The 20,727-nt window shown below is 58.7% G+C and carries 18 protein-coding genes; 9 read left to right on the top strand and 9 right to left on the bottom strand.

Annotated elements, in window-relative coordinates:
• Positions 1–115: 115 nt before the first annotated feature.
• Entirely contained in the window at positions 116–1,729 is a 1,614-nt protein-coding gene (locus tag AC06G5_RS15845; protein ID WP_413428011.1) for a multiheme c-type cytochrome, read from the top strand.
• Between the two features lie 239 nt (positions 1,730–1,968).
• Here the strand turns inward: AC06G5_RS15845 and AC06G5_RS15840 are convergent, their stop codons facing one another.
• Positions 1,969–2,247 carry a DUF2790 domain-containing protein gene (locus AC06G5_RS15840; protein ID WP_413428012.1) on the bottom strand — a complete coding sequence of 93 codons (279 nt, stop codon included), beginning with the start codon at positions 2,245–2,247 and terminating at the stop codon, positions 1,969–1,971.
• Between the two features lie 596 nt (positions 2,248–2,843).
• On the opposite strand from AC06G5_RS15840, the gene AC06G5_RS15835 reads away from it, so the two are divergent.
• Positions 2,844–3,542 (top strand): response regulator, encoded by a 699-nt coding sequence (locus AC06G5_RS15835; RefSeq protein ID WP_413428013.1) that lies wholly within the window; start codon positions 2,844–2,846, stop codon positions 3,540–3,542.
• On the opposite strand, the gene AC06G5_RS15830 is transcribed toward AC06G5_RS15835, so the two are convergent.
• The 4 genes from AC06G5_RS15830 to pdxR form a co-directional block, all read right to left on the bottom strand.
• Positions 3,543–5,030, bottom strand: coding sequence for a sensor histidine kinase (locus AC06G5_RS15830; RefSeq protein ID WP_480459893.1), 1,488 nt, complete (start codon positions 5,028–5,030; stop codon positions 3,543–3,545).
• 182 nt (positions 5,031–5,212) lie between these two features.
• Entirely contained in the window at positions 5,213–6,478 is a 1,266-nt protein-coding gene (locus AC06G5_RS15825; RefSeq protein WP_480457454.1) for an MFS transporter, read from the bottom strand.
• Between the two features lie 51 nt (positions 6,479–6,529).
• Positions 6,530–7,600, bottom strand: a complete 1,071-nt coding sequence (locus AC06G5_RS15820) for a sugar phosphate isomerase/epimerase family protein (RefSeq protein WP_480457452.1) — start codon at positions 7,598–7,600, stop codon at positions 6,530–6,532.
• Positions 7,601–7,712: 112 nt separating this feature from the next.
• Positions 7,713–9,221 (bottom strand): MocR-like pyridoxine biosynthesis transcription factor PdxR, encoded by a 1,509-nt coding sequence (gene pdxR / locus AC06G5_RS15815; RefSeq protein WP_480457450.1) that lies wholly within the window; start codon positions 9,219–9,221, stop codon positions 7,713–7,715.
• A 232-nt stretch (positions 9,222–9,453) separates the two neighbouring features.
• On the opposite strand from pdxR, the gene AC06G5_RS15810 reads away from it, so the two are divergent.
• The 5 genes from AC06G5_RS15810 (at position 9,454) to AC06G5_RS15790 (ending at position 14,991) form a co-directional block, all read left to right on the top strand.
• Positions 9,454–9,891, top strand: coding sequence for a GFA family protein (locus tag AC06G5_RS15810; RefSeq protein WP_413428022.1), 438 nt, complete (start codon positions 9,454–9,456; stop codon positions 9,889–9,891).
• A 225-nt stretch (positions 9,892–10,116) separates the two neighbouring features.
• The gene (locus AC06G5_RS15805) at positions 10,117–10,989 is read left to right on the top strand and encodes a DNA/RNA non-specific endonuclease (protein WP_480457448.1); all 873 of its coding nucleotides are present in this window, start codon (positions 10,117–10,119) and stop codon (positions 10,987–10,989) included.
• A 477-nt stretch (positions 10,990–11,466) separates the two neighbouring features.
• Entirely contained in the window at positions 11,467–12,807 is a 1,341-nt protein-coding gene (potE, locus tag AC06G5_RS15800) for a putrescine-ornithine antiporter (RefSeq protein ID WP_413428019.1), read from the top strand.
• Between the two features lie 48 nt (positions 12,808–12,855).
• Positions 12,856–13,761, top strand: a complete 906-nt coding sequence (locus AC06G5_RS15795) for an amino acid ABC transporter substrate-binding protein (protein ID WP_413428020.1) — start codon at positions 12,856–12,858, stop codon at positions 13,759–13,761.
• Between the two features lie 1,044 nt (positions 13,762–14,805).
• Positions 14,806–14,991: a hypothetical protein gene (locus tag AC06G5_RS15790; protein WP_480457444.1), complete on the top strand. Its 186-nt coding sequence runs from the start codon at positions 14,806–14,808 to the stop codon at positions 14,989–14,991.
• Positions 14,992–15,093: 102 nt separating this feature from the next.
• On the opposite strand, the gene AC06G5_RS15785 is transcribed toward AC06G5_RS15790, so the two are convergent.
• The 3 genes from AC06G5_RS15785 to AC06G5_RS15775 all read right to left on the bottom strand — a co-directional run bounded on the left by AC06G5_RS15785 (position 15,094) and on the right by AC06G5_RS15775 (position 18,604).
• Entirely contained in the window at positions 15,094–16,794 is a 1,701-nt protein-coding gene (locus AC06G5_RS15785) for an aspartate:alanine exchanger family transporter (RefSeq protein WP_480457441.1), read from the bottom strand.
• Positions 16,795–16,896: 102 nt separating this feature from the next.
• A complete protein-coding gene (locus tag AC06G5_RS15780; protein WP_480457439.1) occupies positions 16,897–18,234 on the bottom strand; it encodes an MFS transporter in 1,338 nt (445 codons plus the stop codon).
• Positions 18,235–18,331: 97 nt separating this feature from the next.
• Positions 18,332–18,604, bottom strand: a complete 273-nt coding sequence (locus tag AC06G5_RS15775) for a hypothetical protein (RefSeq protein WP_413425943.1) — start codon at positions 18,602–18,604, stop codon at positions 18,332–18,334.
• Here AC06G5_RS15775 and AC06G5_RS15770 point away from each other — a divergent pair.
• Together AC06G5_RS15770 and AC06G5_RS15765 are read left to right on the top strand one after the other, a co-directional pair.
• Entirely contained in the window at positions 18,500–19,030 is a 531-nt protein-coding gene (locus AC06G5_RS15770) for a nucleotidyltransferase family protein (protein ID WP_413425939.1), read from the top strand. The genes AC06G5_RS15775 and AC06G5_RS15770 overlap by 105 nt on opposite strands.
• A gap of 57 nt (positions 19,031–19,087) precedes the next feature.
• Positions 19,088–19,249, top strand: a complete 162-nt coding sequence (locus tag AC06G5_RS15765; protein ID WP_413425864.1) for a DUF2986 domain-containing protein — start codon at positions 19,088–19,090, stop codon at positions 19,247–19,249.
• A gap of 97 nt (positions 19,250–19,346) precedes the next feature.
• Here AC06G5_RS15765 and AC06G5_RS15760 read toward each other — a convergent pair whose 3' ends face one another.
• Positions 19,347–20,669 carry a DUF1329 domain-containing protein gene (locus tag AC06G5_RS15760; protein ID WP_413425866.1) on the bottom strand — a complete coding sequence of 441 codons (1,323 nt, stop codon included), beginning with the start codon at positions 20,667–20,669 and terminating at the stop codon, positions 19,347–19,349.
• Positions 20,670–20,727: the final 58 nt, after the last annotated feature.

Raw genomic sequence — 20,727 nt, 5'->3', positions numbered from 1 at the left:
TGTCAGTACTCCATTGAGTGATCGCATGTAACCATCGGTTTGCATCACGAAATACCCCTGGCTACTCAATAGAAGTGCTGCAGTCATCCTCTGCGACCGTCCAGGGGAAATGCCAATGAGCCACTCCAGATATACGTGTGCGCAGGTAGCGCTGCACGGGTTTTCGGTACTGATCATTCTATGGACGATCTGCGCCGGCGCTTACACGGCGCTGTTCAATGTACCGACAGCCGTCAAGCTGGCCATTGTCGATTTGAATATTTCCCTGGCGACATTGTTCATACCGTTTTTCCTGCTGTTCGGACCTTTCGCTCGCCGACTTTTGTGTTTTCTGGTTTGCCTGCTGATGGTAACGCTGGTGGCAGCCGACGAACCTCAGGGCAATGACAATCAAGCTAATGAGAAGTGGCTGGAGCCGGCACGCTCCAGGCTCATGCATGTGACTGGCGGGATGCCGTTCTTTCCGCATCGGGCCAACACCCCCGGCAACCTGGTCTTGAATGTGAAGGACTTCGACAATGCCCAGGTCTGTGGCGCTTGCCATACGGAGATCTACAGGCAGTGGCGCTCGTCGATGATGTCCCAGGCCTGGGATGAGCCTGTTTATCGGGCCTTGCTCAAGCGCGCGAGTTCGGCCACCGAGGGCAAGGTCGACAACTTCTGCACCGGCTGCCATACCCCGATCGGTCTCACGACCGGGCAGATCAATTCGGAAGTCAATCGCTCCTCGATTGAAGACAGCGCGAAGAATCACCCGATGCCCGGGGTCGATTGCGAGACCTGCCACAACATCAGCGCCCGTACGGGCCTCGATAACGGCGCCTATGTGCTGAGCCCTCGAGCGCACGGTAAACCGACCAAGTTCGGCCCGCGTAAAGATGCCGTTTCGCCTTATCACGACACCGTGTATTCCGCTCTGCACACGCGCTCGGATTTTTGCGGCACTTGCCACAACGTTACGCACCCGTTCAGCAGTGTGGCGGTCGAGCGCACCTATGACGAGTGGCAGGAGAGCGCCTACAGCCTTAACGATGTCACCTGCCAGAGCTGCCACATGCCGGTTTTTGCGGGCAAGGCCGCGATCATGGGGCCAGACCGCGAGGAGGTTTCCTCGCATTGGTTCAGCGGAGCCAACGCGATGATGCTCAAGCATCTCGGTCAGGAAGAGGGCGCGCAACGCGCACGCAACATGCTCGGGCGCGCGGCGGAAATAAAGTTCGAGCAACTGCCGGCAACCATCATTCCCGGGCAATACACCTCGGTCGCAGTCAAGGTTTCCAATGTCGGCGCCGGACACAAGCTGCCGACTGGCTTTCCGGAGGGACGGGAGATGTGGATCGATTTCCGGGTGCAGGATGCCGGTGGTCGCGAGCTCTATCGACTGGGTTCGATCAAGGATGGCAAGACCGAGAACGACACACGAAATTTCAAAGTGCACATAGGCGACAAGGACGGCAATCCGTTGGACGTCGAGGTCTGGAATGCCACGCAAATTCTATCGGACAACCGCATTCTGCCCAAAGGCTACGATATCCGGGAATTCTCCTTCCTGGTGCCGGCCGACGCCGTCGGGCCGCTGACCCTGACTGCCAACCTGAACTACTGGCCGTTTTCGCAGAAGCTGGCCGACTACCTGCTCGGCAAGGATAAGTTGAAGGTGGAAATCACCGAGATGGCCAAAGTCACGCAGAGCGTCCCCTTGTCCCCGATCACTGCGTCCCGCCGATAGCGGCATATCCGTGTGATCTGTAGCCGGGCCCTTGGCTGGATTATCCTGCCTGAATTCGCAAAAGCGGAAAAGCGGAGGGATTTACTTTTTGGCGCTGTGCCAGGTGCAGTTGGTAGTGCCTAAAAGCTTGCTCCAGAAACATCAGTACCACGACGGCGGACGAGTTCCTGCGACAGGAGCGAGTCGGGGTTCAGGCCTGTGCCGCGCTGGCGAGGGCCAGAACCCATTCGACGAGCGGATCAGGCCACAGTCGTGTGACTGGCCGGGCTACCACCCCATTCGAGGAAACGGATCTTGTGAACCTCACCCTCGCTGTCTTCGTAGACCAGGGTCACCGGTACCATGCCGGTCTTGTCGGATGTGTCGGTGCGCTGCAGAACCCGCTTCACATCGATTTCCATTCCGTAGTGGTATTCGACGGCCGAAACATGCGCGCCGGGTTCTTGCAGGCCGTTCTGGTCAAAGACACTTGGGGCGAGACTGGAAATCACGGCACTGACAATTGTGGCCATATTCATAACGCTGTACCTCTGTTTTTGTTCGCTTGACAAGGACTTCATGTGACACGCCTTGAAAGTGAAGTTCACTAAACCGCGACGAACGCACCGGCCCGGCTCGCCTGTAGTGGCTTCAGGCTCCCGGCTATTCCTCGGGCTTGACGCCTTGCGACCGTTCGTCCTTTAAACGCCGTATTTGTTGGGCCAAACGCCTTTTTGGGATGAGGTCATAACATGTCATGATGGATTTTTGCGCAAGGTTTCACGCGGCGGCTGTGACGTTTCATGGTGCGAAAACGGCGGAGAAATGTTCAGTGCTCTGGCTGTATGTACCCGGGCGCGGGAGAGCGGCTGTTGGTCGGATGAATGATGGATCCGGGTTTTATGGACCCCTCCGTTCAATGGCGTTTTCAAAGGTCTTTCAAAACAATGGGTTGGGGTGTGAATCTCAGAGCCTTGTCATGATGAATGCTTGTTGAAGCTCGAATTTTCATCCGACCTAAGTCTTATTTCCCAACGCCTGGAGCCTGGGACATACAACGGGTGACCGGCGTTATCCCGGCTTCCCTGCTATTAATCAATGAGTACTCCAGTGCTGATCCTTTTGGGAGCGCGTCATGAATCCAGTCATCCGCATCTGCATTGCCGACGATCATCCGATGTTGCGTGAGGGTGTTGCCAATACATTGAGGAAACGGGCGGATCTTCAGGTCGTGGAGCAGGGCGCCAATGCAGACGATGCCAGGGATATTGCCCAGAGGGTGCGGCCGGATGTGATGCTGATGGACGTCAATATGCCGGGCGATGTTTTCGCCACGGTGCGCTTCATTTCCACCCGGCTGTCAAATGTGAAGGTGCTGATGCTGACGGTTTCGGAATCCGAAGATGACGCCTTCATGGCACTGGAGGCCGGCGCTAGCGGGTATGTGTTGAAAGGTGTCAGCGGACCGGAACTGGTCCTGGCGATCAGATCGGTTGCCAAGGGTGAGACGTATATCACCCCCGAGTTTGCCAACAAACTGCGCAGTAACAGCAAGCAACACGAAGCGGAAATTCACAAGGGTGATCTGACCCATCGCGAGGAGCAGGTCATTCGTGAAGTATCAAAAGGCCTGACCAACAGGGAAGTTGCGTCAAAGCTGTTGATCAGCGAAAAAACCGTCAAGCACCACATGGGCTGCGTGATGCAGAAACTGCACGCCCGAAATCGTGTCGAAGCGGTCGCGGCCCTGCGGCGTTATACCGAACACGAAGCCGTCGGGCGCCTGCACATCGGCGCAGGGGAAACACCAATGGATTCCCGGAGCGGCTCCTGACTAGAGTTTGAACTGTGCATTGACCGACGTACCCGTGGCGCCGGAGTCGATGCTGAACAACCCGCCCAGAGACTCGACGCGATAACGCAAACCGGCGAGCCCCAATCGGGTTCTGCCGGATGTCTCTTGCAGCATGGCGTCCGCCGCCATGCCTGGACCACTGTCCCTGACGCTGATGTTCAATACTTCATCAAGATATTGTGCCTGGATGACCTGCCCCTCGCCGTCGGCATGACGGTAAGCGTTGTTGAGAGCTTCTTGTACAAAACGGTACAAACAGAGTTTGAGTGGCAGTGGCGCGGCCTTCGGTAGCGGCCCCAGGGTTAATGTGACTTTGGTGCCGGTACGTTGCTCGTGCCGTTGCGCCACCAGTTGCAACTCTTCCACCAGGCTCACGTCATTGATTTCCGGAAGTGCCAGGCCCCGTGATAAATCGCGGACCTCCCGCAACGCGTCGGTGGCGGCGCCACGAATGGTTTCCATCGACTCCTGATCGACTGCGGAGCAGTTTTCGGCCAGGTCGTCGAGCCGGATCAGAATCAAGGTCAATAACTGCGCCGGCCCATCGTGCAGGTCTGCACCAATGCGCCGCAAGGTGAGTTCGTTGACCCGGGAAAATTCCTGGGTAGCCGTCGCTATCTTGCGTTGGAGTTCGGCATTGCTGATGTGCAAACGGGTTTGCTCCTGCAGCCGCAAGTGCAGTGCCACTTGTTGTTGCTGGATAATCCTGTCACCGCGTCGCACGATGAAGAAAAGCAGCGACAGCATGGCCAATGTCGCGGCGCCAACGACCTCCCATACCTCCTGTCGGACCCGATTGACCTCGCGCTTGAGGCTATCGGCCTTTTCATAAAACTCGCCCACCGCAATGATATTCCCGGAGCTGGAATCCCGCAGGGGTGCGTAGATCTCATAGAGCGGCACGTTGAGTTCGCGCTCGAACTCGTTCTCATCCTCGTCCAGGTCTTTAAGGTCGGTGACTACTTTGCCCTTGAGTGCCTCGGCGATCTCATCCAATGGAAACTTGCGGTTGGTGATGGCTTTATTCGTGCCGTAGATGACCGTGCCATCCGCACGCCAGATCTTGACCGAGACAATGTGATGTTTAAGCGAACGGCTTTCGGTGAGGCGGTCAAGGGACTGGGCACTTGCAGCCGAAAGGCCGTTGTCCCGGCTCATCTCCTGCACATAGGGCTCCAGAAAGGTATCCATGTACTGGGCGCCTGCTTCTGCTGCACTTTGTACCGCGGCATTTTCTATTCGTTCGGTAACCAGATTGCCGACGAAGAACATGGTCAGTCCCAGGATCACCGCAGCGGCAATCACAAACTGGGTCGAGTGACTCAGCTTGCGCGCCCGGCCCCAGATCCGTGTGTGCCAGACGCCATTGCGAACCACGCCGGAAACAGGGGGCGGTTCGACCAACACCTCAGTCTCCTGTGCGATCAGAGTCTCGTTTTCCGATTCGGCTTTCGCATTTTTTGCCATCGCCCTGGTTCCCTGATCATCGTGACAAGTCGGCTGGAAACCCTGCAGCCCGACGGATATCCGGAGATTGGCTGTCGGCGCCATGCCCATGACTGACAGTAGTTCACTGCATAGCGATCCGACAGCTTCACTGATGGACTACACACCACGGATGATAGTCAGGTTGATTGTCCTGGCGAAGTTCAAGCTTGCGCTGTGCTGACCTTGCCAGTGGCCGTGGAGTTTTTCCGGACGGCCTGATACAGCAGGCTGGATACCATGAACCCGAGAATGGCCAGCAGACTCATCAACGAGAAGACGTAGTTGTAGCCCTGTTGACCCGGGAAGTGGTCGAGTATTGCGCCATAGATGACGTAGGCAAACATGCCGGGCGCATAGCCGATCAGGCAACCTATGCCAAAGGCCGAGCCAGTGATGTGCGGGGCAATGCCGACTTCACCCATGGGTGCCCAGAACACGCCGCGCATGGAAAAAACGATCAGCGCGAAGGAGAGGGTGGCGGCCATGCCGGCGTAGATGAAATCCGGGCTTTTCGGGATGAGCATGATGGCGCCCATCAGCGGCAGTAACGCCAGGAATGCCCATTTCAGATAGCGGCTGGAACTTTTGAACTGCTTGTCGGCAATGAAACCGCCGGCGGGGCCACCGAGGATCTTGAGGAAGTACTGGTTGATGATGCCATAGGCGCCCACCAGGGCCACGGGCAGTTCGTACATGTCCTTGAGGTAGGGAATGAAATAGGTCAGGCCGCAGTACACGATGTAGACCATGAATACGTTGAGGCTGACCAGCCAGATACCCGGCACCTTGATGGCCTCGAACAGGTTCGCCAAACCGTTCTTCGGCTTGGAGGTCGACTGGGCACTGCCGCCCTTGAGCAGCAGCCAGGTCAGGGCGCCGGCAAGAATGTCGATGACCGAGTAGAAGAGGATTGCCGATTTCAGGCCGTTTTCACCGGATCCCATGGCGACGAAGACGCCCAGCGCGGCGAACGCGATCAAGGTATCGATGACGCCACGTCCGCCTTCGAGAAGGCCGAACAGACGCCCCTGTTCCTGATCGTCACCCAGATTGCGGATGGCCTTGAGCAGCGAAGGCCAGAAAATGCAGTCGGCACATACGGCCAGCAGGCAGAACACGATCAGCAGATTATTGAAGGGCGGAAAGGTCGCCAGGTAGAGCCCGAGGCTGCCAGTACCGATCAGGCCGATGGGGATCAGCCTGCGCGTGTCGTACCGGTCGGCGAGCATGCCGCCCACTACAAACAGCGCGGTGGCGATGATGGCGTTGGCGCTCAGCAGCAGGCCGATTTCAGTGTGGGTCAAGCCCATGAATTCCTGCATGGGGATATAGAAGGCGTCTTTGAGATTCGCCAGCTTGTAGATGGTGCCGCCACCGAGGATGAGAATCAGGAATCTGAGCCATTTGGCCTTGTCGTGGGATGTCATTATTGTTCTCCAGGCGTAATTGGATAGGCAGTGCCGGTCGGCACAGCAGGTTCAGGCGTCAGGGCAATGGGCCAGGGTCAACTCGGCCAGTGTCCGGAACTCGGCCAACAGGTTTCGTACGTAGGCGACCTGGTTGTTTGCCCACCGGTGTTCATCGGCCAGCATTCGCTCCAGCGAGTAGCCTTGCGGCAACGCTGTTTCACTCATTTCCCGGTACGCGATGAACGGGTCGGCGGCTTCGTCAAGCTGGCGGAACGCCGGGGCGACGTAGTGGTTTTCCTGCTCGAGAATGAAGGCGATCACTTGCGGGGTTGATTCGCCGAGCATCAGCAGTTCGAACAACATGCGAGCGTTGGGCAGGTCGTCTTCGGCACAGCCCTGCAGCACGCCGTAATGCCCGAAGCCGTTTTGCTCGGGGACGATGCGCACACCCTTGAGGTGGGTCTGGCGTATGTGCGGCGCCAGGGTGCGCAGTGCCGCCATTGGCTGTTCGCAGGCATTGATCATGTTGCCGAAATCGAACAGGGCATGCAGCCGTGGGTGGTTCAGCCGGTTCAGCAGTTGCGCGATTTCAGCGCTCTTGAGTTCCTCGTGCTGCTCGAAGTCGAAGAACAGGTCGTGCTCTTCTGCCTGTTGCGCGAGGTAGCCGAGGTCTGTCTCGATCAGGTCCATGACCCCGGACAGTGCCCCTTCGTAGCGTGAGTAGACACGGATGTTGCGGGTGCCCAGCGCCTTGGCGATGGCGATCACCTGATCGACATCTTTTTTCAAGGTGCTGCTGATTTCCAGATGCACATCCAGCCCGAGTGCACTGGCCTTGGCCGCGAATGCCTGAAGCTGTGCGGGCGTCATTTGACTCAGGCTGTTTACCTCACCGTCGAGCAAGTGCAGGCTCAGCCCCTGCAGTTCGTGGCGATAGGCAAAGTCCAGCAGGTCGCCAGGGGTGACACGGCCGTGGGTCAGGTTGGTCAGCAAGGGGTAGGCGTGTGCAAACAGGCGCAGTTGCCCGAGTCGGTCGAGCAACCGGCGGGCCAGTGCCTCGGTCAGTACGGGTGGAGCACCGGCCTCGACAGCCTTGTGGCTGAGCAAGGCGTTGAATCGTTCCTGGATCTTATTGTTCATTCGAGTCGTTCCTGGTTCAGACGCCGGGTCTGCCGGCGCAGCCTTTATCGCGCCAGTCAGGAACTCTCGATAGATCCATTATCAGTTAAATCATAAGACCACTTGCCTTGGGTCAAGTGGCCTGCTGCAGGTAGCCCAACTTGCTCAAGGCCTCGGCAAACGCCTCGACGCGCGCTTGGGCCTGGTCCTCAGGGGTGCTGGCAAATCCGATCAGTAGCGCCGGCGGCAAGACATGCCCGACGCAGTAGTCACTCAGGGCATAGGTATGAATGTCATGCTGGCCGAGTTCCTTGGCCAGGGTGTCGTCATTGAGATGCGCCGGTAACCAGGCGATCAGGTGCATGCCGGCTTCCACAGGCGTGATCCTGAAGAAAGTGCCCAACCGTTGCTGCAGTTGTTCGACCAGTGCCTGTTGGCGAGTCTGGTACAACGCCCGCATTCGCCGAATATGACCGAGAAAGTGGCCTTCGCGCATGAAGTCTGCCGTGACGGCCTGCAGCAGTGTGGGCGGGCTGCGATCCATGACCGCGCGCAGGGTGCAGAAGGGTTCGATCAAGGCGTTCGGCAGTATCACGTAACCCAGTCGCAGCGAGGGGAAGAGCACTTTGCTGAACGTTCCGGCGTAGATGACCCGGGCCCATTGGTCCATGGCATAGAGTGCCGGCAGGGGACGGCCGTTGTAGCGAAACTCACTGTCACAGTCGTCCTCGATGATCCAGCTTTGATTGCGCGCGGCCCAGTCGATGAGTTCCTGGCGCCGGGCGTAACTCATGGTGATGCCCAAGGGGTGCTGACGTGAAGGGGTGGTAAACACCAGGCGGGCGTCAGGACACTGAGCCAGGCCTTGCTGGATATCGATCCCCTGTTCGTCGATACGCAACGGCACGACCACCCCCCCTTGGGCCTGGAGCGCAATTCGCGCCGCGATATGCCCGGGATCCTCCATCCAGAAGCTGTCCTGCGGATTGAGCAAAAGCATGCCCAGCAGGTTGAAGGCTTGCTGGGCGCCGGAAACGATGACCACCTGTTCGGCACTGCAGTCGATGCCCCGGGCATCGAAGACGTATTCGGCAATCGCCTCGCGCAGGGCCAGCAATCCTTGCAGTTCGCCATAGCCGAGCATGGCCTTGGTCGGTTTGTGCAGGTGGCGGTTCAACAGCCGCTTCCAGACGGTTTGCGGGAACGCATCGTAAGCAGTGTGACTGGGCAGGAACGAGGTCGGGCTCCCGGTCGCCCAGTCAGCATAGGAAACGCCGCGGAAATGATCGCTGCGCAACGACAGCATGGACTGGCTCAGATCGGACAGGCGAGGAGGCTGGCGCTGGTGCTTGTCGTCATCGATATCGCGGCCTTCCCATTCATGGCCGACATAGGTCCCGGCCCCGGTCCGCGACGTCAGAAAACCTTCGGCAATCAGTTGATCGAACGCATTGAGAATGCTGATTCGCGAAAGCTGCAGTTCTTTGCTCAAGGTCCGGGTGGACGGCAGGCGTACGCCGCCCTGAATTCTGCCACTGAGAATCTGTTTGCGAATCTGCAAGTAGAGCTGGCGGTACAAGGGGATGGAACTGGCACGGTCCAGCTCGATACCTGACAACAGCAAACCGACGGAGGATTTCATTATTTGTTCGTCTGGATGGAATGTGGTCTGGCCTGAATGCCGTCAGGCAACTGGATGCGAAAGGGTATCGAGCGGTGCTGGATAAGTCATCCACCACAGGCATCGATGCGGCGCCCGGGGACGGCATTTTCCATGGCAATGAAAGGCCAGTACCATGACGGCCACCTCTTTACCGACACCGACAATCAAGCCGGCAAATAACCCGGTGAAGCGTTTTTCAATGGAGCGACACATGACATCAGGACAATGTCTTTGCGGGGCTGTACGTTTTTCCCTGGCGGTTGAACCACGATTTTTTTATCGCTGCCATTGCACCCTGTGCCGCAAGCAAACCGGGGTTGGCCATAATCTCGCCACGCTGGTCAAGGCTGGCGACTTTCGCTGGGACGAAGGCCAAGGTGCGATCACCAGTTGGCGCAAACCCAGCGGCTACAGGAATGACTTTTGCTCGCAATGTGGCTCGACCGTGCCCAATCCTCTTCGCGAGACGCCTTACTACTGGATTCCGCTTGGACTTCTCGATGTCGGGTTGAACATGGAGTGTGTTGGCGATTTCTGTACCGATGACGCGATGCCCTGGGATGAACAGCGCTCGGAAAAAAGTCATTGCGCAGCCCCGGATTCACTTGGGTTTATTCTGCGTGAGCTCCAGGTCGACACTGACGAATAGAATTCCGGGCACTGCCCAGCACTAACCTGTGCTGGCATGGTCAATAAACCGCGTTCGACCCTCGGCGGACGAACTGCCCGGAACCGACCGGCCCCGCATCGGCAATTTGATCAAGGACAGTGAAAGCATGCTCGCCGCCACATAACCAGCAACAGCCTCTACCTGGTTCCGTGAATCGGGACTCGCCATACGGTTACCCCTCAACTCCATTCGAAGATTTAACCCATGTACCTACGCAAAATTGCAGTTGGGCTGTCGGCCCTTGTTTTGCTCTCTTCCGGGGCAGAAGCCCGCAGTCTGCTGGATCTGCTCAAGCCGCCCGCTGCGCATCATGAACAAACGTCCCGCTCGGGCTCGATCAGCCAGAGCGCGGCCCTGGACCTCTACTCGAACAAACAGAGACAGGCGTCGTTTGACGGCTGCGCAGATCTGTTCCCGGCAGCGAAACCGATCAACACCGCGACTGTGCCGGCAACCATGAAACCCATGGCTTTGTGTTCCGACAATTTCGCAGTGCTGTACTCGCAGACCAGCAAGACCCCGCTGGTCGTGGTCGAACGCCTGAATGCAGCCCAGTTGCAGGACGCCAAAGGGGAGGAGCGCACCAACCAGTTCTACCCGGACCCACGCATCCCCAAGAGTGGGCGCGCTGAGTTGAGCGACTACCGCAGCCAGCATCCAGCCGTGGACCGTGGCCATCAATCCCCGGCCGCCGATGCACCGAACCCCAATGCCATGGCCCAGTCCTTTGCGCTGTCGAACATGGTGCCGCAAGACCCGACCAACAACCGCAAGATCTGGAGCAAGATCGAATCGGATGTCAGGAAATTTGCCAAGCGAGCCGATGGCAACGTGTTTGTCTTTACCGGTCCGCTGTTTGACCCTGGCCATTCCACCATCGGCGACAACCAGGTCTGGGTGCCGACGCGCCTGTTCAAGCTGGTGTACGACGCATCGTCGCAACGTGCCTGGGCCTACGTGCTGCCTAATGGTGAAGCCCGTATCGAGAGGCCGATGGACTATCAGACTTTCGTGAAGAGCACCGGCCTCAAGCTGCTGGGGAATCTACCGGTCACGGGTTCCGCAGGGCGCACCTGACGGCGGGATGAGCAGCACCCCAGAGGTTGGAGGCAACCGATGGGGTGTTTCATCGCCATGAACCAAGCAAAAAGGTCCGGAAAATAATCCGGCAAGAAGTAACAGTTTGTAAATTTGAACTATACCCAATAGGGCAATCGCTCCTGACCCCGGGACATGATGCCTCCTCAGATACACGTCCCAGGAACTTCAACGTCAAGCAGACCGAGAGATTCTGGTTATGAACGCTTTGAAAACCGCGGCCAGCGATAGGGTCCGGGATTCCTTTCGTGATACCCGTGCAATTTTCCTGTCTGGCGCAGCGCTTCTTCGTCCTGATCGTGACCATGATTCGGGAACACGACGACAGCTGCATTCTGCGCAGCACCCGACCCGCAAGGTTTACGTAATCAAGCAGTGAGCATTAGCCCCTGTCCGGCTGCGTGCTGCACGTCGCCAGGCCAGGTTCAAGACTCTGAACAAGGCAAGGAGTTTGCGATGGCTGATTCAAGCAAGAAAATGAGCCTGATGGGGCTCACGACGCTGGTCACGGTTAACATGATGGGCTCGGGTATCATCATGTTGCCCACCAATATGGCGCAATTGGGGGCCGTCTCGCTGCTGTCATGGATCTTCACCGCGATCGGCTCGATGGCCATCGCCTACTGCTTTGCCCAATGCGGGGTGTTCTGTCCGCGCTCCGGCGGCTTGTCCGCCTACACCGAAGAAGCCCATTCAAAGTCGGGCTTTTTCCTCTGCTCGTACCTGTACTTCCTGTCACTGGCCATCGCCAACGTGGCCGTGGCCATTTCGGCGGTGGGCTACATGACTGCCTTCGTGCCGTGGCTGGGCACGGGCGCCATTCCGCTGTGCGTCGGCACGATCGCGCTGATCTGGCTGACCACCTTCGCCAACTTCGGTGGCCCGGGCATCACCGGCAAGATCGGCGCATTCACCGTGTGGGGCGTGATCATCCCGGTAGCGGGCCTGAGCATCATCGGCTGGTTCTGGTTCAAGCCCGATGTGTTGGCCGCCGCCTGGAACCCGAACAGCCTGCCGACTTCCGAAGCCATCGCCAAAGCCATTCCCTTGACCCTGTGGGCCTTCCTGGGCATGGAGTCGGCGGCCCAGGCCACCGATGCCGTGGAAAACCCCAAGCGCAATGTGCCGTTGGCCTGCCTGTTCGGTACCCTGGGTGCCGCCGTAGTCTATGTGCTGTCGACCACCGTCATCCAGGGCATCATTCCCAACGCCGAGCTGGCCAAGTCCTCGGCGCCGTTTGCGCTGGTCTACGCCACGATATTCAGTCCGATGGTCGGCCATATCGTCATGGCCCTGGCGGTCATGGCTTGTGTCGGTTCGCTGCTGGGCTGGCAATTCACCCTGGCGCAAACCGCGAAGATGACGGCTGACCAGAACCTGTTCCTCAAGCTGTTCAGCAAGGTCAATTCGATGAATGCGCCCGTCGTCGGCATGATCGTCTGCGGCGTGCTGCAGACCCTCATGGCCCTGTCGACCATCTCGCCCGACGCCGCCGCCCAGTTCAGCAAGCTGGTCAGCCTGGCAGCGGTCACCAACCTGATCCCCTATATCACTGCGCTCACGGGCCTGCTGGTGATCATGCACAAGGCCGGGGTCTCGCAAGCGATCTACTCGCGCAACGTGGTGGTACTGATCATTGCGATAACGTACTCCTTGTACGCCCTGTATGCCTGCGGCAAGGACGCAGTGATGGGCGGCACCCTGGTGCTCGCTGTCGGCTACCTGCTTTATGGATTCCTCGCCAAGCGCTTTACCGAAGCGACACCGGCCAATCAGGCCAGGGCCGGCAATCCTTAGGCGTGGCCATCAGGACTGCACAGACATCTGCATACGGGGAAACCGGACATGAACGTACCATTTGCCACAACCACCAGACTGTTGCTGGCCTTCGCACTCTTGACGCTGCCGCTAGTGGCCGGCGCCAACACCCTTGAACGCGTGCGCAGCAGCCACACTTTTACCCTGGGTTACTTGCCTGACCTGGCCCCCTTCAGCAAGCAGGAAGGCGATAAAGCCAGCGGTTATGCCATCGACCTGTGCCTGAAAGTCGCTGACAAGCTCAAGAGCGAACTGGGCCTGCCCGACCTGCAAGTGCACTACCAGCCTGTAAAGATTTCGGACGAGGTCAGTGCCGTGAGCCAGGGCAAGGTCGATATCCTATGCACACCGACTCCGCCGACCCTGGAGCGGCGCAAGATGATCAGCTACTCCATACCGATCTACACCGCCGGCCTTTCGGTGGTGGTGCGCAACGATGCTGCCGAACCCTTGCTCAATGTGCTCAATGGCAAGGTCGCCAATACCGGCCCGACCTGGCGTGCCAGCATCAACAATGGGCTGGCCAACCACACCTACGCGACCCTTGAAGGGGGCGTGACCGAAGACTGGATTCGCGAGCAGATGCGCCTGCTCAACGTGATCGCCTCGCTGGTGACCGTGGCCAACATCGACGAGGGCATCAAGCTGGTTGCGCAGGGCAAGGCCGATGCCTTCTTCTCCGAACGCATGCTGCTGCGAAACGAAATCGCGAAGGAAGGCGCGGCCAGCAACCTGATGATCCTGGACCGCATCTTCGAGTATTCGCCGGTGGCGATGATCGTGGATCGCAACGACGAAGACTTCCGCTTGCTGGTCGATACGGCCCTGAGTGAAGCCTATTACTCGGGCTTCGTGGAAAAGGCCTACGACCAGTATCTGGGCGGGACCAACGCGACCGTGAAGAAACTGTTCAGGGTGTATGCATTGCCTTGATGGATTCTGTAGGAGCGAGCTCGCTCGCGATGGACGTTAACGAAAACGCGTGTTCATTGAATGAACGCAGCGTTCTTGAGTCCATCGCGAGCGGGCTCGCTCCTACAGGTGAGCAGCGTCAATTGGCGGGGACCATGGTGAAAGAAGGCGCGCCAGCAACCGACCGTGAAGAAACTGTTCAGGGTGTATGCGTTGCCCTGATGGGTTCTGTGTAGGAGCGAGCCTGCTCGCGATGGACGTTAACGAAAACGCGTGTTCATTGAATGAACGCAGCGTTCTTGAGTCCATCGCGAGCGAGCTCGCTCCTACAGGTGAGCAGCGTCAATTGGCGGGGACCATGGTGAAAGAAGGCGCGCCAGCAACCGACCGTGAAGAAACTGCTCAGGGTGTATGCGTTGCCCTGATGGGTTCTGTGTAGGAGCGAGCCTGCTCGCGATGGACGTTAACGAAAACGCGTGTTCATTGAATGAACGCAGCGTTCTTGAGTCCATCGCGAGCGGGCTCGCTCCTACAGGTGAGCAGCGTCAATTGGCGGGGACCATGGTGAAAGAAGGCGCGCCAGCAACCGACCGTGAAGAAACTGCTCAGGGTGTATGCGTTGCCCTGATGGGTTCTGTGTAGGAGCGAGCCTGCTCGCGATGGACGTTAACGAAAACGCGTGTTCATTGAATGAACGCAGCGCTCTTGAGTCCATCGCGAGCGAGCTCGCTCCTACAGGTGAGCAGCTTCAATTCGCGAAGACCATGGTGAAAGAAGGCGCGCCAGCAACCGACCGTGAAGAAACTGCTCAGGGTGTATGCGTTGCCCTGATGGGTTCTGTGTAGGAGCGAGCCTGCTCGCGATGGACGTTAACGAAAACGCGTGTTCATTGAATGAACGCAGCGTTCTTGAGTCCATCGCGAGCGGGCTCGCTCCTACAGGTGAGCAGCGTCAATTGGCGGGGACCATGGTGAAAGAAGGCGCGCCAGCAACCGACCGTGAAGAAACTGTTCAGGGTGTATGCGTTGCCCTGATGGGTTCTGTGTAGGAGCGAGCCTGCTCGCGATGGACGTTAACGAAAACGCGTGTTCATTGAATGAACGCAGCGCTCTTGAGTCCATCGCGAGCGAGCTCGCTCCTACAGGTGAGCAGCTTCAATTCGCGAAGACCATGGTGAAAGAAGGCGCGCCAGCAACCGACCGTAAAGAAACTGTTCAGGGTGTATGCATTGCCCTGATGGATTCAGTGTAGGAGCGAGCTTGCTCGCGATGGTCGTGAACGAAAACGCGTGTTCATTGGATGGACGCAGCGCTCTTGAGTCCATCGCGAGCTGGCTCCTACAGGTGAGCTGCGTCAATTGGCGAAGACCATGGCGAAGTAGCCGAGGACCGTAAGCAGGATTCCCGAGACTGCAAACGCCACGGGAAAACCGACCCACGGCACGTTGCTGCCGATCTCTGTCGCGGCCTCTTGGCACGGGCCGGAATGACTGCGGGCGCCGGCCATACCGCCCATCAGTACCGCCGGATTGATTTTCATCAAGTGAAAGCCAACCACCCAGACGGCGAACGGCGGCAGCATGCAGGCGACGAAGCCCACGAGGAATATCTGCACGGCAAGCGTTCCCGTCAGTTGAGCGAGCAGGGTGGCGCCGGCATTGATCCCGACAATGGCAACGAACACCAGCAGGCCCATGTCCTCAAGGATGTTACGCGCTGCGTTTGGCGTATTGCCGAAGAAGCGCAGGCGCGAGGACAGTGACGAGACGATGATTCCCGATACCATCAGGCCACCGGCGCTACCCAGGCCGACCGAAGCGCCAAAGGCGGGGAACTGGATCAAACCGATCAGCAGCCCCAGGGTCATTCCGGCAAACAGCGTCAACAAATCAGTCAGGCTGCTGGGCCGGGCGATGACGCCGAACAACTCGCCCGCGCGTTGCACCGCGCCGGACAGGCCGGTGACGAAAAGCACGTCGCGGCGTTCCAACGTGGTCTCCGGCCCGGCGGGCAGTGGTACACCGCCGCGCTGGATGCGAGTCAGCTGAACCTGTCCGGCCAGGTCCAGTCCGCGAAACTCCTTGAGCTTCTTGCCGATGACGGCTTTCTCGGTCACCAGGATCTCCGCATGATCCAGTGTTACCGCGAGCGCCCTGGCGTCATCGACTTCCGGGCCGATCAGGCCGATGTTGGCGGTGAGTCCCGTACGCGTGCCTCCAAGGGTAATCACATCCCCCAACTGCAACCGGATATCAGCATCTGCCCCGATCGACTCATTGCCGCGATGCACATTGACGACACGATATTCAGGGAATCGAGCGAGCAGCTGGCGGATGGTGAAGCCGGCAGTCGTGCGGTTATCCAGGCGATAGGCACGCAATCCGAAGGCCTTGTCAGCGGTGAGGCCGTCGTCCTCGAGATCATGCATCCCATGCTGTTCCTCATAACGACGGGCTGCCGCCTTGGCATCGACACCCCACCAGCGCGGCATGTATTTGCACATCAGTACGATGCCGACGGTGCCCCAGATGTAAGTAATGCCATAGGACAGGGTAATCATCGCGGACACCCCCTCGACCGTGTCACCCGGTGCGAGGTGGACGGCACCTGAGGCCACCGCCTGTTCGGCCGAGCCGATGGCGGAGGACATGGTCGTGGCCCCGGCGAGTATTCCGCCGGCCGCGCCTGTCGGCAAGTTCAAGAGACGAGTGCCCACAACCACCACGGCCAGGCTGAACACACTGCAAATGACCGCCAGGAGGGTGAACTTCAGCCCGTCATCCTTCAGGCTATTGAAGAAGGAGGGACCGACGCGCAAGCCGACTCCATACATGAACAGGTAGTAGAAGAGGTTCATGGTGAACGTGTCGAGCTTGAACGTGATGCCATAGAGGGATGCGGCAATGGCGATGCCACAGCCAACCACGATGGCGCCGCCGACTGTACCCAACCCATAACCCTTGATGGTGAAGCGGCCAATCAACACCGCCAGGCTCACCACCAGGAACAGCAGCATGTAGGGGTTGGCATTGAGAAACGCAAAGAGTGCCTGCACGGGCTGATTCCCCCTTTTTCGCTACGTTAATGCCTGATGTCCGGAAACCTCAGGCAGTAGCGTAGCGTGTGAATCCGGGGCGGTTGACCCGCAACGCCATTTTCAGGCCGCAGCGCACACGCTTGCGCCTTTCTCCTGCGACGCAACGTCATGCAGGGAAATCCTTGAAGTCTCCGGTAATGCCAGCCCGCCCGCCAGCGCGAGCAATGCGACCGCGATCAGGTAGAACGCCGGCGACAGGTTGCTGCCGGTGGTGCTGATCAGCCATGTCGCCACCAGCGGAGCGGTGCCGCCGAAAATGGTATAGGCCATGTTGTAGGTAATCGCCGAGGCGGTGTAGCGGGTACGGGTAGGGAAGGTTTCCGAGAGCAGGGCCGCAGTCACCACGCCACACAACACCGCGCCGATCGCCAGCAGCATGACGCCGACGATGGAGGCTGCGAACGAGCCCGAACTGGCCATCAGGAACGATGGATACACGACCACGATCAACAGTGCGCAAGCCGTCACCACTGTCATTCGACGTCCGACCCGGTCCGAATACAGCCCGGCCAACGGGCAGATCGCCGCAGCGAACAGCAATGCAATCAGTGACACCAGCAACGCCGTGGCGCGACTCAGGCCACCGGCGACTTGCAGGTAGGTCGCGAAATAGGTGGTGAACATATAAAACGACAGGGCCGTCAGTGACACAAAGGCGCCCAGGCAGCAGATGGCCGCACCATGGTTGCGCAAGGTTTCCTTGAGAGGGGAGTGTGCGACCGCATGTTCCTGGGTCACCGCCTGGAATGCCGGCGTCTCATCGAGCTTCCAGCGCAAGTAAAGACCTACCAGGCCAAGGGGCGCGGCAATCAGGAACGGCAGACGCCACCCCCAACTGCCCATCGCCTCGGCCGACAACGACGCCTCGAGCGCGTAGGCCACCACGGCTGCCGCGGCAAAGGCGGAAAATGTCGACACCGGGATGAAGCTGCCGTACCAGGCGCGTTTGTCACTCGGTGCGTGCTCCATCAGGTAGGCGCAGGCACCGGCGTACTCGCCACCGGCGGAAAAGCCCTGGGCGCAACGGATCAGGGACAGAAGAATCGGCGCCATGACTCCGATCGCCGCATAAGTGGGCAGCAGACCGATCAAGGTCGTCGCCCCGGCCATCAGCAGTATGGTCATCGCCAGGGTTCGTTTGCGGCCGATCCGGTCGCCGAGCATGCCGAAGAAAATCCCGCCCAGGGGCCGAAACGCAAAGGCCACGGCGAATACCGCAAAGGTCTTGAGCAGCGCGGCACTGGCATCGCCGCTGGGGAAAAATTGCTGGGCAATGGTCGTGGCCAGAAAGCCATAGACGGCGAAGTCGAACCACTCGACGAAATTGCCGATGCCGGCGGCCACAATCACTCTTCTCAGCGTTTGCGGGCTGACTTGTTCCATCGTTGCGTTCGTCATGCTTGACCTCGACAATTCGTCAGTAAGCTATCGATTATCGGGGCAGACACTGAGGTGGCTCACTTCAAAAGTGTCATCCACATAGTCAGCACCGACTTCATGCCACTGAATGACGCATGATTCGCGCCAGATTGGCCGAAGGAGAGCAAAGGGCAATGTCTTCTCGAATTTGAAAAGCACCGAGGGTATTGTCGGTCGCCGGGACCCGTTCGATTTTTAAGGAATGAAAATGACATTGACTGTCGAAAGCCTCGTCAGGATCGCAATGACCAACCCGGTAAACGCAGAAATTTCCGCTCGCTTGCCTGAGCTCGGTTTGAGCCAATGCATGCTCACTGCCGGTTGCCTGTTCCAGGCCGTGTGGAATCATCAGTCTCAGCGACCGCCAGAGTGGGGCGTGAAAGACTACGATGTCTTTTACTTCGATGACGACCTGTCGTGGGAAGCCGAAAATGAGGTCATCCAGTCAGGTCAGCATCTGTTCCGGGACCTCGACGTGAACATTGAGATCAAGAATCAGTCTCGCGTTCACCTGTGGTATGGCCAGCGGTTTGGTGGGGATTATCCAAAGCTTGAGTCGGCCAGGGACGGGATTGATCGCTACCTGATTGCCGGCACCTGCATCGGTCTGGATGTTGAAACGGGCGAGGTCTATGCGCCCAACGGCCTGGCCGACACAGAGCACGGGCTGCTGCGTATCAATCCAGGGAACCCCAAGCCAGTCCTGTTCGATCAGAAGGCGAAAAGTTATCAGGCTCGCTGGCCCTGGCTCAGGATCATCGAGCCGCAAAGTTGAATCGGTTGAATGTCTCAAGCTGATATCATTCAAGAATTACAGGCTGAGTAGAACAACATGAACCGTCAAAAGAAACTGAAGCAGCTGTTCAAGGAGAAGGCCAAAAAGGCCAGTGCCAAACTGGCACCGAAGAACAAGCCTAAATACATTTGTAAAGCCGACCGATTGAAACTGGCGGCTGAAGCCAGTCACGAGCCAGTCAATTCCTCTGAGAGCTGATCCTTGTAGCTCGCGCACCACTCGAACACTCAAGCCCCTGGTTCTCGCGAGCCGGGGGCTTTTTTATGCATCATCGATGCGTTGCATCACCGCAGACCTAGCGAATACCGGTACCCGCCATCGACTCTGGCACCCACTGCGCCGTCGATAGCGGCTCGATGTAGCGGATGCCACCATGGGGACCGACCACGCCGTTGATGTTATAGGTGCCACGCGACAGGTCGTAGGTCATGAACGGGGTGGCATCCGGGACTTGCTGGTCATAGCTCTGGCTGAAGAACGCGAAGGAACCACGGTATAGCTGGCCACTGGTGTCGTACTGATCGGAGGCCAACGCGGCCCAGGTATCTTCATCCAGGTAAAAGCGGCGCTTCTGGTAGATGTGCGTCGCACCGGGCTTGAGGTTGCCCTCCACGACGTAGACCCGGTGTTTTTCCCAGCGTACGAAATCCGGGGAAACGAAATTGGGGGTGGTCAGCGATTTGGCGCTGCGCGCGTAAGTGAGTTTGTAGGTGTTGTAAGGCACGATCATTTCCTGCTTGCCGACCAGCGTCCAGTCATACAGTTCGAGCGCACGGGCGGTGCCGGGGTTGGGCGTGTCGTAGGCCAGGATCGAAATCTGTTTGACCCGGCGCTGGGCAGGCATGTACTGCCAGGCGCGGCCAGGAAACTCTGTGGCATTGGTGGCGTTCTTGAGCATGATCGACTCGCCGGCTCGGCGCGCAGGCCCGGTGTAGGACAGTTTCAACTGATAATAAATGTCCGAGCTGCTGAACGGCTTCGACAGGTTCTCGTAAATCGGGAAGGACACGTATGCCTCGCCGGTGACAGCCAGGCTCGGCACACCCGCCGTGTCGACGCTCCAGGAGTCGTACTTGGAGTGGATGTTGACGCCCTGGTAGCGCAGCAGGAAATTCCACATCGCTTCGGCGCCGGATTGCGGGATCGGGAAGGGCACTCCCGGCATCACATTGTCGATGGCGATCCCGCCGTTCAGGGACCTGGCGTTGGTGGCATTTGTGCGGCTGTTGTCCAGGATCGCCTGTGGTAGCGATGCGGTGCGGTGGGTCGGGTACACGTCGATGCGAAAGCCGGGGTAGCGCCTGGCCAACGCTACGGTGGTGGCGGTCAGCAGGCCTTTGTACGAATCGACGTTCCTGCCGTTGATCACCAGCAGTGGTTTTTCGTCCGCAAAGGGGTCCGGGCGCATGCTGTCGCCGGTCTTGAAACTGGATGGGGCCGTGGTCAGGCCACCGTTGTAGGGCGGGATGGAGCCATCGGCATTGCCGGCCTTTTCGGCACCCACCCAGGTCAGGCTGGTGCCCAGTCGCTCGGCTTCATGACCTGATACGTAGGCATGAGCATCGATGGCCAGCGCCATCAGGGGGAGGCCAGCCAGAAGACTTTTCACGAATTTCATATTGTTATTCTCCTGCCTGGCGTACCAGGCAACTCGTGACTCAGGCGCCGCGGATAAA

It is taken from the genome of Pseudomonas sp. WT-JTC (assembly GCF_056711565.1).
The sequence above is the reverse complement of the archived record's forward strand: the minus strand, read 5'-3'. Positions and strand labels throughout refer to the sequence as shown.

What these genes read in the sequence shown, in the direction of transcription:
- AC06G5_RS15845 (WP_413428011.1), top strand. Translation starts at nt 116, where the DNA reads ATGAGCCACTCCAGATATACGTGTGCGCAGGTAGCGCTGCACGGGTTT.
- AC06G5_RS15840 (WP_413428012.1), bottom strand. Translation starts at nt 2,247, where the DNA reads ATGAATATGGCCACAATTGTCAGTGCCGTGATTTCCAGTCTCGCCCCA.
- AC06G5_RS15835 (WP_413428013.1), top strand. Translation starts at nt 2,844, where the DNA reads ATGAATCCAGTCATCCGCATCTGCATTGCCGACGATCATCCGATGTTG.
- AC06G5_RS15830 (WP_480459893.1), bottom strand. Translation starts at nt 5,030, where the DNA reads ATGGCAAAAAATGCGAAAGCCGAATCGGAAAACGAGACTCTGATCGCA.
- AC06G5_RS15825 (WP_480457454.1), bottom strand. Translation starts at nt 6,478, where the DNA reads ATGACATCCCACGACAAGGCCAAATGGCTCAGATTCCTGATTCTCATC.
- AC06G5_RS15820 (WP_480457452.1), bottom strand. Translation starts at nt 7,600, where the DNA reads ATGAACAATAAGATCCAGGAACGATTCAACGCCTTGCTCAGCCACAAG.
- pdxR (WP_480457450.1), bottom strand. Translation starts at nt 9,221, where the DNA reads ATGAAATCCTCCGTCGGTTTGCTGTTGTCAGGTATCGAGCTGGACCGT.
- AC06G5_RS15810 (WP_413428022.1), top strand. Translation starts at nt 9,454, where the DNA reads ATGACATCAGGACAATGTCTTTGCGGGGCTGTACGTTTTTCCCTGGCG.
- AC06G5_RS15805 (WP_480457448.1), top strand. Translation starts at nt 10,117, where the DNA reads ATGTACCTACGCAAAATTGCAGTTGGGCTGTCGGCCCTTGTTTTGCTC.
- potE (WP_413428019.1), top strand. Translation starts at nt 11,467, where the DNA reads ATGGCTGATTCAAGCAAGAAAATGAGCCTGATGGGGCTCACGACGCTG.
- AC06G5_RS15795 (WP_413428020.1), top strand. Translation starts at nt 12,856, where the DNA reads ATGAACGTACCATTTGCCACAACCACCAGACTGTTGCTGGCCTTCGCA.
- AC06G5_RS15790 (WP_480457444.1), top strand. Translation starts at nt 14,806, where the DNA reads ATGGACGTTAACGAAAACGCGTGTTCATTGAATGAACGCAGCGCTCTT.
- AC06G5_RS15780 (WP_480457439.1), bottom strand. Translation starts at nt 18,234, where the DNA reads ATGACGAACGCAACGATGGAACAAGTCAGCCCGCAAACGCTGAGAAGA.
- AC06G5_RS15770 (WP_413425939.1), top strand. Translation starts at nt 18,500, where the DNA reads ATGACCAACCCGGTAAACGCAGAAATTTCCGCTCGCTTGCCTGAGCTC.
- AC06G5_RS15775 (WP_413425943.1), bottom strand. Translation starts at nt 18,604, where the DNA reads ATGATTCCACACGGCCTGGAACAGGCAACCGGCAGTGAGCATGCATTG.
- AC06G5_RS15765 (WP_413425864.1), top strand. Translation starts at nt 19,088, where the DNA reads ATGAACCGTCAAAAGAAACTGAAGCAGCTGTTCAAGGAGAAGGCCAAA.
- AC06G5_RS15760 (WP_413425866.1), bottom strand. Translation starts at nt 20,669, where the DNA reads ATGAAATTCGTGAAAAGTCTTCTGGCTGGCCTCCCCCTGATGGCGCTG.